An 11,301-nucleotide genomic window follows, 5' to 3' on the forward strand; every position below is an offset into this window, starting at 1 on the left:
AGCGTGACAAGAAAACCACTTGAGGGCATGACGCTGGCTCTGATGACGATCGCCCTGTCGCTGGCGACGTTCATGCAGGTGCTGGACTCGACAATTGCCAACGTAGCTATTCCGACCATCGCCGGGAATCTCGGCGCATCCAACTCGCAGGGCACCTGGGTCATCACGTCTTTTGGGGTGGCAAACGCCATCTCCATCCCCATCACCGGCTGGCTGGCCAAACGATTCGGCGAGGTGCGCCTGTTTATCTGGGCCACCGTGCTGTTTACCCTGACCTCCTGGCTGTGCGGCATGTCCACCAGTCTGGAAATGCTGATCGTTTCCCGTATGCTGCAGGGTCTGGTTGCCGGGCCGATTATCCCGCTGTCCCAAAGCCTGCTGCTGAATAATTACCCGCCTGCCAAACGAGGTATTGCACTGGCTTTGTGGTCAATGACGGTGGTGGTTGCCCCGATCTTCGGCCCGATCCTCGGCGGCTGGATCAGCGACAACTACCACTGGGGATGGATCTTCTTCATCAACGTGCCGTTAGGCATCGTGGTGGTGTTGATCACCATGCAGACGCTACGCGGGCGCGAAACCAAAACCGAAATCCGCCCCATCGACACCATTGGGCTGATTCTGCTGGCGGCGGGTATTGGCTGCCTGCAAATGATGCTGGACCGCGGCAAAGAGCTGGACTGGTTTAACTCGACGGAAATCGTGGTGCTGGCGGTGGTGGCGGTGGTGGCGCTCACCGTGCTGGTGGTCTGGGAGCTGACCGACGATCACCCGGTGGTCGATCTGTCGCTGTTCAAAATGCGCAATTTTACAATCGGCTGCCTGTGCACCAGCCTAGCGTTCATGCTCTATTTCGGCGCCATCGTACTGTTGCCGCAGTTGCTGCAGGTCGTGTTCGGCTATACCGCCACCTGGGCCGGGCTGGCTTCCGCCCCCGTGGGCCTGATGCCGGTGATCCTCTCGCCGATCATCGGGCGGTTCATGCATAAGCTCGATATGCGCCGTCTGGTGACGTTCAGCTTCATCATGTACGCGGTCTGCTTCTACTGGCGAGCCTACACCTTTGAGCCGGCAATGGATTTCGGCGCGTCCGCCTGGCCCCAGTTCGTGCAAGGGTTCGCCGTGGCCTGTTTCTTCATGCCGTTGACCACCATCACCCTCTCCGGCCTGCCGCCGGAACGGATGGCGGCCGCCTCCAGTCTGTCGAACTTTACCCGTACGCTGGCGGGCTCCATCGGCACGTCGATCACCACCACATTGTGGGAGCGCCGGGAAGCGTTGCATCACGAACAGCTTAGCGAGGTGATCAATCCCTACAACCCACTGGCGCAGCAGACCTATCAGCAACTGGAAGCGATGGGAATGAGCCAACAGCAGGTATCCAGCTATCTGGCGCAGCAGATCACGGCGCAGGGGCTGATTATCGGCGCCAACGAAATCTTCTGGCTGTCGGCCGGAGTGTTCGTCGTGCTGATCGTGCTGGTGTGGTTCGCCAAACCGCCATTCGGCAGTCACTCGGCTGGCGGCGCGCACTGATTCTCCATGCCGAACGGCGTAACGCTAAAGCGCAAAAGCAAAAAAGGTGGCCTTAGCCACCTTTTTTATTACCGCACGACATCACCCGACATAGGGTTTAGCCGTGATTCTGGCGCCACCATTCCGCCAGCAGGATCCCGGTCGCTACCGAGATATTCAGGCTTTCCACGTTGCCGGTGCCGTCAATCGACACTTTGACGTCGCCCTGCTGCCAGGCGTTGTCAGACAAACCATCCCCTTCCTGCCCCAGCACTATCACCGTTTTGGCAGGCAGCGAGACTTTCGACAAGGTCGTGCCTTTGTGACTGGAGGTGGTGACGATGGTGTAACCGGCAGCACGGAACTGCGCCAGCGCATCGACCAGACCATCAGCGCTGATCGCTTTCACGTGCTCGGCACCGCCTTCCGCCGTGCGTACCGCCGCGCCGGACTCCAGCTGCGATGCATCGTGCACCAGCACGCCTTTCACGCCGAAATGGGCGCAGCTACGCATAATGCCGCCCAGATTATGCGGATTGCCGACATCTTCCAGCGCCAACACGCAGTCGGTATCCCCGGCTTCGTTCAGGTACGCCGTCACATCCAGACCACGGCGTTTCTTGATCAGGAAACACACGCCGCCGTGATGCTCAGTGCCGGACGCGCGGATCAGCTCGTCGTCTTCCACCACGTGGTAAGCCTTGCGGTTGGCCGCCATCCAGCGCAGCGCTTCACGAAAACGCGGCGTGACTTCCTGCAGGAACCAACCGCGCACAATCGCTTCCGGACGGCTCAGGAACAGCGCCTGACAGGCATTTTCTCCGTAGACGCGGGTTTCTTCCGCCCGCTGGCGACGAATCTGTTCCGGATCGATCTGGCTCTTACCGCTGATGCCGCCGTGATCCGGCTCTTCTCCCGGTGCACGCGACACCGTTTTCCACGGAGAATCCGCATGCTCAGCCGGCTCGCGACGCGGTGGACGCGGACGCTCACGCCCCGCCGACTCGCCGCGCCATTTGCCGCCACGCTCGGCGCCATCTTTATTATCTCTATCCCGCCCGCCGCGCGGCGCGCTATCTCGCCCTTTACGGCCACGGTTGTCGCTATCGCCACGACGCTTATCCGGCGTACGTTTCGGCTTACCATTCTTCTCGTCCCCGTCTTCGCTGCGGACGTACATGACGCGGACTTTGCCGCTCTTTCCACTTAATTCATCGCTCATGTTGTTCTCCACCTACGCGCTGGGCGCGAAGATTACCCTATGTCCACCGGCTTAGCCACCAACCCGATCATAAAAGTCACTAACTATTATAACCATTGGGTAAAACGCCTTGTTGGCGTTCGACCCGCTATCCATACTTATCCTGCTTTCGCACCACCGTCTGTTGATCTCTTCGCGTATGCTGGGCGCGCTTCCGTCAACAGTACACTTGATTCCAGCCCTTTTGCTACCGAGGCCCGTTTATGAATACGGTATGTGCATCCTGCAACGCCACCAACCGCCTGCCAGAAGAACGCAATAATGATCATCAACACGCCAAATGCGGCCGCTGCGGTCAGGCGCTGTTCAGCGGCAAGGTGATTAACGCCACTGAAGAAACGCTGGATAAACTGTTGCAGGACGATCTGCCGGTAGTCGTGGATTTCTGGGCGCCCTGGTGCGGGCCGTGCGTTAACTTTGCCCCGGTATTTGAAAGCGTCGCCGACGAAAACGGCGGCAAAATCCGCTTCATCAAGGTCAACACCGAAGCGGAACCCGGCCTGAGCGCCCGCTTCCGTATCCGCAGCATTCCTACCATTATGCTGTTCAAACACGGCAAAGTGGTCGATATGCTCAACGGCGCCATGCCCAAAGCCCCTTTTGAAAGCTGGCTTAGTGAATCGCTGTAAATCATTTATCACCAGACGCCCCGCCGACACGCGGGGCTTCAGGTCGGCAGCCCGGTCGTTTAGAATGTCCCTTTTTAATGGAAAATCATGACCGGTAACGCCGTCTTGCGTTTGCGCCAGCAACGCCTTGCTCTTTCCACACGCCCGTTTCGCGCCCGCGGCTGCCGTGTCATCCGCTGCCAGCGTTGCCTGCTGCCGGAAGTCCACTGCCTGTGCGATACCCTCTCGCCGCGCACCGCCCGCAGCCGCTTCTGTCTGGTTATGTTCGACACCGAACCGATGAAACCCAGTAATACCGGTCGCCTGATTGCCGATGTCCTGCCGCAGACGGATGCCTTTCTGTGGTCCCGTACCGAGCCGGACCCGGCGTTGCTTGCCGCCCTGCAAACAGAAGCGTATCAACCCTGGCTGGTATTTCTGGCGGACGACGATGAAAGCGGCCGTCAGGTCTGTCATCAACTGCCCGCCGACGGCAAACCACCGCTGTTCGTGATGCTGGACGGCACCTGGCCGGAAGCGCGAAAAATGTTTCGCAAAAGCCCGTACCTCGATACGCTGCCGATCCTGTCGTTAAGCGTGGACGCGTTGTCCTGCTACCAGTTACGAGAGGCCAGCAGCGCCGGGCAGCACTGCACGGCGGAAATCGCCATCGCCCTGCTGCGTCAGGCCGGCGATAACGATGCCGCCGAAGCGCTGGCGCAGCATTTCGACCGTTTTCGCCGCCACTATCTGGCAGGCAAAGCCCATCACGCGAAAAAGAAAATTTCTTCCACTGTCACAGCAAAACCGGCAACAGACGTTTAAGATCAATCAGGTGTCTTCTAACAGGAGTAACTGATGAGTCAGCGCGGATTAGAGGCTCTGCTGCGGCCCCGTTCGATTGCCGTAATCGGTGCGTCGGAAAAACCGGGGAGAGCCGGATTTCTGATGATGCGCAACCTGCTTGACGGCGGCTTCAACGGACCGGTGCTGCCGGTTACGCCCAAATATCAGGCAGTCTGCGGCGTACTGGCGTACCGTGATGTCGCCGGCTTGCCGATGACGCCCGATCTCGCCGTTATCTGCACCCACGCCGACCGTAATCTGTCTCTGCTGGAAGCGCTGGGACAGCGCGGTTGTAAAACGGTCATCATACTCTCCGCGCCGCCGGCGCAATTCGCCGAACTGAAAAACTGCGCCGCCCGCTATGCCGTACGGCTTCTGGGGCCAAACAGCCTCGGCCTGCTGGCGCCCTGGCAGGGACTCAACGCCAGCTTTTCGCCGGTGCCGATTCTGAAAGGCAAACTGGCGTTTATTTCCCAGTCGGCGGCGGTTTCCAACACCATACTGGACTGGGCGCAACAACGCGGCATCGGTTTCTCCTACTTTATCGCGCTCGGCGACAGCCTGGATATTGACGTCGACGACCTGCTGGATTTTCTGGCGCGAGACGGTAAAACCAGCGCCATTTTGCTGCATCTGGAACATATCAGCGACGCCCGGCGTTTTCTCTCGGCAGCACGCAGCGCATCCCGCAACAAGCCGATTCTGGTAATCAAAAGCGGGCGCAGCCGGCAGGCGCAACAGCTGTTGCATGACGGCCAGCACGGGCTGGACGCCGCCTATGACGCCGCCATCCAGCGCGCCGGGCTGCTGCGGGTGCAGGATACCCACGAGCTGTTTTCGGCGGTGGAAACCCTCAGTCACCTGCGCCCGCTGCGCGGCGAGCGCTTGCTGATCGTCAGCAACGGCGCATCGCCCGCCGCTCAGGCGTTGGATCAGTTAATCGCCCGGCAGGGCAAGCTGGCGACGCTGAGCGAGACGACGCAACAGGCGTTGCGTGCCGTGTTGCCCGACACCGTCGCAGTCGGCAATCCGCTGGACTTGCGCGACGACGCCACGCCGCAACGCTATCTGGCGGCGCTGTCGGCGTTGTTGGACAGCGACGATTACGACGCGCTGCTGATTATCCACGCCCCGAGCGCCGCTGCGCCCGGCACGGAAAGCGCTGAAAGCCTTATTCAGCTGTTGCAGCAACATCCGCGCGGCAAACGCATCACGCTGTTGACCAACTGGTGCGGCGAATTCTCTTCCCAGGAGGCGCGCCGTCTGTTTAACGAGGCGGGCATCCCGACTTACCGCACCCCGGAAGGCGCGGTGATCGCGTTCATGCATATCGTCGAGTACCGTCGCAACCAGAAGCAACTGAAAGAAACCCCGGCGCTGCCATCGGATCTCACCGCCAATGCCGCACAGGCGCATCAGTTGATCGGTCAGGCGCTGCAGGAAGGCGCCACCCGGCTCGATACCCACGAGGTCCAGCCGATTCTGCAGGCGTATGGTCTGAATACCTTGCCAACCTGGATTGCCGGCGACAGTACCGAAGCGGTGTACATCGCGGAAAAAATCGGCTACCCGGTCGCGCTTAAACTGCGATCCCCGGATATCCCCCACAAATCGGAAATTCAGGGCGTCATGCTGTACCTGCAGAATGCTCAGGAGGTGCAACTGGCGGCGGAAGCGATGCTGGAGCGAGTCAGACATACCAATCCGCAAGCCCGCGTACTCGGTTTGCTGGTACAGGGCATGGCTAATCGTACCGGCGCGCTGGAGTTACGTATCGCGGTCGAACAGGATGCCATCTTTGGTCCGATCATCATGCTGGGCGAAGGCGGCATGGAATGGAGCCGGGAAACGCAGGCGGCGGTGGCATTGCCGCCGCTGAATATGGCGCTGGCGCGCTATCTGATCGTTCAGGCGTTGAAAAGCGGCAAAATCCGCAGCCAAAACGCGCTCAAGCCGCTGGATATTCCGGCTTTCAGCCGCTTGCTGGTGCAGGTTTCCAACCTGATTCTGGATTGCCCGGAGATCTCGCGTCTGGATATTCACCCGCTGCTGGCCTCCGGCGAGGAATTCACGCTGCTGGATGTTACGCTGCATCTGGCGCCTTTCAGCGGCGACCCGCAGTCTCGTCTGTCTATCCGCCCTTATCCGCAGGAACTGGAAGAAACCGTCCGGCTCAAGGATGGCGCCTCCTGTCTATTCCGCCCCATCCTGCCCGAAGACGAACCGCTGTTAGCCCATTTTATCGGCAAAGTAACCCGCGAAGATCTGTATTACCGTTATTTCAGTGAAATCAACGAATTTACCCATGAAGATTTAGCCAATATGACCCAAATTGACTACGATCGTGAGATGGCTTTTATTGCTGTGCGGTCAGGTGCGGAAGGAGAGCCGGAGATCATCGGCGTCACACGTGCCATCGCCGACCCAGACAATACCAACGCGGAATTCGCCGTACTGGTGCGATCCGATCTGAAAGGGCTGGGATTAGGCAGAAAACTGCTGGAAAAGCTGATCCACTATACCCGCGCCCACGGTCTGGCGCGTCTGAGCGGCATCACTATGCCGACGAATCAGGGGATGGTCACACTGGCGAAAAAACTGGGCTTCGCCGTTGATGTGCAACTGGAAGACGGTATTGTGACGCTGGAGCTGCCGCTGGACTCGTCCGCACAGCCATAATCAGGCGCGCAGATGCGGGCGGGATCTCGCTACAGGCAGTAAAACTTGCTCACAACGCTTGCCAAGTAGTGGTATCATCGCCCGATTCGGCTATGCCTTAACGTATATTTATGACCACGCGGTCATCCCACGATGAGAGAAGAATCGCACTGTGATGTTGTCAAAATTAAAGCGTACGAAATATCAACAACACCTTGCACAACTGCCTAAAATTCCTCAGTCTGCCGATGACGTCCAGACGCTTCACAGCCCGGCGCTTTTCCGTACCACGCTGACAGAACAGATTCTGCAGGCCAAGAAACGCATCTATCTGGTAGCCCTGTATCTGGAACACGATGACGGCGGCGAAGGCATTCTGTCTGCGCTCTATCAGGCCAAACGCCAATGCCCGGAACTGGAGATCACCGTACTGGTCGACTGGCATCGCGCCCAGCGCGGCCGCATCGGCGTTGCCGCCGACAGCACCAACGCTGACTGGTACTACGAAATGGCGCAACGGTACGATGATGCGCCCTTCCCGATTTATGGCGTCCCGGTCAATACGCGTGAAGCGCTGGGCGTCCTGCATCTGAAAGGGTTTATTATCGATGACACGGTGCTTTATAGCGGCGCCAGTCTGAACGATGTCTACCTGCATCAGCATGAAAAATACCGTTATGACCGCTATCAGCTGATTCATAACCCCGTGCTGGCTGATGTCATGGCGCGTTATGTGCAGGACCTGCTGGCTTCGTCCGCCGTGCAGCGGCTGGACCGCTCGTCTCGTCCCAAAACCATCGACATCAAGAACGATATCCGCCAGTTCCGTCAGTCATTGCGTTCGGCAACGTATATGCTGCCTGGCGTCGGCGACAACAACCACCAATTGACGGTGACGCCGCTGGTTGGTCTGGGTAAACAGAGCCCGCTGAACCGGACTATCCATCACCTGATGTACTGCACTGAGCAGCGTCTGGTGATGTGCACCCCGTACTTCAATCTGCCGGCTCTGCTGGTTCGCAACATTATCCGTCTGCTGCGCAACGGCAAGCAAATCGAGATCATCATCGGCGACAAGACGGCAAACGACTTCTTTATCCCTGAAGATCAGCCGTTCCGGATTATCGGCGCGCTGCCGTACCTGTATGAAATCAATCTGCGTCGTTTTCTGAGCCGGTTGCAGAAATACATCGACAGCAACCAACTGGTGATCCGTCTGTGGAAGGACGGCGATAACAGCTTTCACCTCAAAGGCATGTGGGTGGACGATAACTGGCAACTGCTGACCGGCAACAACCTCAATCCTCGCGCCTGGCGGCTGGATCTGGAAAATGCCATTCTGCTTCATGACCCGGAGCAGGTATTACAGTTACAGCGTCAGCAAGAGCTGGAGTGCATCCGCGCCCATACCCAGATCATCACACACTATCAGCAGTTGCAAAGTATCGCGCAATATCCGGTAAAAGTGCGCAAGCTTATCCGCCGTCTGCGCCGTATCCGTATCGATCGCCTGATCAGCCGAATTTTGTAACCATCTGCCGTATTCCCGGCACAGTTTGTTAATGCTCTGCCGGGAATTATCATGGCTGTAGTAAGCTTTGTCAGGTTTCTTCGGCCAGTGACGGTATGCAGGTCATGAGGGGAGATGATGCGCAAAGCGCTGCTATTATTGCTGTCCGTCTGTTCAGGGTGCGCGCACATGGCGCAGGATCAGTGGACGGGGCCCGACAAAGCGAAACACTTCATGGCATCAGCGCTACTAAGCGCCGCAGGCAGTGAATTTGTGGAACATCAGCATCAGAGCCGCGACCGCAGCGCTGCATTCGGATTGATGTTTTCCGTCAGTATCGGCGCAGCTAAAGAAGCCTATGACAGCCGGCCGCAAGGTAGCGGCTGGAGCTGGAAAGATTTCACCTGGGATATAGCCGGCGCAACGGCCGGCTACTGTTTATGGCAGGCAGCCCATCATTAGAGCGTCTCGCCTTTCCCTTTGTGATGCAGCCCGAGTGAAACCAGAAACGCCAGCGCTCCCATCAGCGAAACATACCAGAAGAAAGCCTCTTCCGTACCCAGTGATTTTAGCGACAGCGCCACATACTCAGCGGAGCCGCCAAACAGGGCGTTCGCCACGGCGTAAGACAACCCGACGCCCAGCGCTCGCACTTCCGGAGGAAACATTTCCGCCTTGAGAATGCCGCTAATAGAGGTATAAAAACTCACGATCACCAGAGCCAGCATTACCAGCACAAACGCGATAACCGGGTTAGTTACGCCTTGCAGGGTAGACAGAATCGGCACCGTCAGCAACGCCGAGAACGATCCAAAAATCAGCATAGAACTACGACGACCAATTTTGTCGGACAGCGCACCGAACAAAGGCTGCAACAGCATGAAAACAAACAACGCCAGAGTCATCAACCCGCTGGCGGATTTGGCATTCATCCCGGCGGTATTCACCAGATATTTCTGCATATAGGTGGTGTAGGTATAGAAGCTCAACGAACCGCCGGCGGTAAAACCCAACACCATGATGAAAGCCTTGCGATTACGCCACAGAGCGCGCAGCGATCCGGCATCTTTGCGGGCTCGGGTTTCACTGGCTGAGGTTTCATTCAGCGAACGACGCAGAAACAGCGCTACCACGGCCAACGCCGCACCCAATGCGAACGGAATACGCCAGCCCCACGTACGCAAATCCGTATCGGAAAGCACTTGTTGCAGGATCACCACCACCAGTAACGCCAGCAATTGACCACCGATCAGCGTCACGTATTGGAATGAAGCATAGAACCCCTTGCGCCCTTCCAGCGCCACCTCACTCATGTAGGTTGCGCTGGTGCCGTACTCCCCGCCGACCGACAGCCCCTGAAACAGACGCGCTATCAGCAACAATAATGGCGCCCAGACGCCAATCGTCGCATAGCCGGGCAGGCAGGCGATCACTAATGATCCCAGGCACATCATACACACAGAAATCAGCATCGATTTCTTACGGCCATATTTATCGGCGATATAGCCGAATAACCAGCCGCCAATCGGGCGCATCAAAAATCCGGCGGCAAATACACCGGCGGTCTGTAACAATTGCGTTGTGGTATTACCGGTTGGGAAAAAGATATGAGCAAAATAAAGGGAACAAAATGAATAGACATAAAAATCAAACCATTCCACCAAATTTCCCGATGACGCGCCAACTATCGCCCAGATGCGTTGACGGGTGGTATTTATAGCTGTTGTTTCTTGTTGTGGGTTTATTGTATTTGCCATATAAGCGTTACCCTTCCTGTCTGCTATTTAATGATTATCTTATAGCAGATACAGTAAAACAGGCTCGGTAGTTCAAGCAAAGGCTAACTGGCTCATGTAATTATTTAAGCTGACGGCGTCACTCTACAATGAAATAACAGCAGAGGTTATTTCATTACGATTAAAGCAGGGAATGCCACGAATATGATAAGGATATAATCAGTAAATATGGTAATGCTGGTGTAAAGACGTTTGCTATGATGCATTCGCCTGGACAGGACAGAAGCCCTCATTGAATGTCCCCATCGTGCCGCGGTAATACTCTCTTTTCCCCGTGTAGAGCCTAATGTCTTAACGTTATTCAGGATGAACAATAGAAAAGAAAAAAGGCCATCCGCTTGGATGGCCTTTTTTGCTGTTTGATGTCTGGCAGTTCCCTACTCTCGCATGGGGAGACCCCACACTACCATCGGCGCTACGGCGTTTCACTTCTGAGTTCGGCATGGGGTCAGGTGGGACCACCGCGCTCTCGCCGCCAGACAAATTCTTTTATTCAATTTGCCGAACACTATTTAAAACAAGTGGTGCTGATACCCAGAGTCGAACTGGGGACCTCACCCTTACCAAGGGTGCGCTCTACCAACTGAGCCATATCAGCACACATAATTTGATGCCTGGCAGTTCCCTACTCTCGCATGGGGAGACCCCACACTACCATCGGCGCTACGGCGTTTCACTTCTGAGTTCGGCATGGGGTCAGGTGGGACCACCGCGCTCTCGCCGCCAGGCAAATTCTTTTCATTCCAACCGTCATGCCCGCACTTTCGCGTCGCACAACCATCGGAACCAATCCATCGAACAAGCCAAATTCGCGTCTCTCTCACCAAAACACCTTCGGTGTTGTAAGGTTAAGCCTCTCGGGTCATTAGTACTGGTTAGCTCAACGTATCGCTACGCTTACACACCCAGCCTATCAACGTCCTCGTCTCGAACGTCCCTTCAGGGGCCTCAAGGGCCCAGGGAAGACTCATCTCGGGGCAAGTTTCCCGCTTAGATGCTTTCAGCGGTTATCTCTTCCGCACTTAGCTACCGGGCAATGCAATTGGCATCACAACCCGAACACCAGTGGTGCGTTCACTCCGGTCCTCTCGTACTAGGAGCAACCCC

Annotated in this window: 8 protein-coding genes, 1 tRNA gene, 2 rRNA genes and 1 other annotated feature; of the genes, 6 read left to right on the top strand and 5 right to left on the bottom strand. The window is 57.0% G+C overall.

The genetic code is table 11. The features are described 5' to 3' along the window. The first annotated feature begins 3 nt into the window (after nt 1-3). Nucleotides 4-1,536, top strand: a complete 1,533-nt coding sequence (gene emrB, locus DXX3274_RS17530; protein ID WP_042860862.1) for a multidrug efflux MFS transporter permease subunit EmrB — start codon at nt 4-6, stop codon at nt 1,534-1,536. A 97-nt stretch (nt 1,537-1,633) separates the two neighbouring features. On the opposite strand, the gene DXX3274_RS17535 is transcribed toward emrB, so the two are convergent. After that, a complete protein-coding gene (locus tag DXX3274_RS17535; RefSeq protein ID WP_042860863.1) occupies nt 1,634-2,737 on the bottom strand; it encodes a tRNA/rRNA methyltransferase in 1,104 nt (367 codons plus the stop codon). Between the two features lie 242 nt (nt 2,738-2,979). On the opposite strand from DXX3274_RS17535, the gene trxC reads away from it, so the two are divergent. The 5 genes from trxC to DXX3274_RS17560 all read left to right on the top strand — a co-directional run bounded on the left by trxC (nt 2,980) and on the right by DXX3274_RS17560 (nt 8,860). After that, nucleotides 2,980-3,405, top strand: coding sequence for a thioredoxin TrxC (trxC, locus tag DXX3274_RS17540; RefSeq protein ID WP_042860864.1), 426 nt, complete (start codon nt 2,980-2,982; stop codon nt 3,403-3,405). Nucleotides 3,406-3,492: 87 nt separating this feature from the next. After that, nucleotides 3,493-4,209, top strand: a complete 717-nt coding sequence (locus DXX3274_RS17545) for a tRNA-uridine aminocarboxypropyltransferase (protein WP_042860865.1) — start codon at nt 3,493-3,495, stop codon at nt 4,207-4,209. A gap of 33 nt (nt 4,210-4,242) precedes the next feature. Continuing rightward, entirely contained in the window at nt 4,243-6,909 is a 2,667-nt protein-coding gene (locus DXX3274_RS17550) for a bifunctional acetate--CoA ligase family protein/GNAT family N-acetyltransferase (RefSeq protein ID WP_042860866.1), read from the top strand. A gap of 154 nt (nt 6,910-7,063) precedes the next feature. After that, on the top strand, nt 7,064-8,419 hold the full coding sequence (gene pssA, locus DXX3274_RS17555) for a CDP-diacylglycerol--serine O-phosphatidyltransferase (RefSeq protein ID WP_042860867.1): 1,356 nt from the start codon (nt 7,064-7,066) through the stop codon (nt 8,417-8,419). Between the two features lie 117 nt (nt 8,420-8,536). Beyond that, nucleotides 8,537-8,860: a YfiM family lipoprotein gene (locus DXX3274_RS17560; protein ID WP_042862197.1), complete on the top strand. Its 324-nt coding sequence runs from the start codon at nt 8,537-8,539 to the stop codon at nt 8,858-8,860. On the opposite strand, the gene DXX3274_RS17565 is transcribed toward DXX3274_RS17560, so the two are convergent. The 4 genes from DXX3274_RS17565 to rrf (DXX3274_RS17580) form a co-directional block, all read right to left on the bottom strand. Continuing rightward, nucleotides 8,857-10,155 carry an MFS transporter gene (locus DXX3274_RS17565; RefSeq protein WP_042860868.1) on the bottom strand — a complete coding sequence of 433 codons (1,299 nt, stop codon included), beginning with the start codon at nt 10,153-10,155 and terminating at the stop codon, nt 8,857-8,859. The genes DXX3274_RS17560 and DXX3274_RS17565 overlap by 4 nt on opposite strands. Nucleotides 10,156-10,558: 403 nt before the next feature. Beyond that, nucleotides 10,559-10,674, bottom strand: a 5S ribosomal RNA gene (gene rrf / locus DXX3274_RS17570). Nucleotides 10,675-10,716: 42 nt separating this feature from the next. Beyond that, a tRNA-Thr gene (locus tag DXX3274_RS17575) sits at nt 10,717-10,792 on the bottom strand. Nucleotides 10,793-10,806: 14 nt separating this feature from the next. Beyond that, nucleotides 10,807-10,922, bottom strand: a 5S ribosomal RNA gene (gene rrf, locus DXX3274_RS17580). Between the two features lie 129 nt (nt 10,923-11,051). Next, nucleotides 11,052-11,301: a sequence feature (23S ribosomal RNA rRNA prediction is too short), on the bottom strand.

It is taken from the genome of Dickeya sp. NCPPB 3274 (assembly GCF_000406205.1).
Taxonomy (GTDB): domain Bacteria; phylum Pseudomonadota; class Gammaproteobacteria; order Enterobacterales; family Enterobacteriaceae; genus Dickeya; species Dickeya fangzhongdai.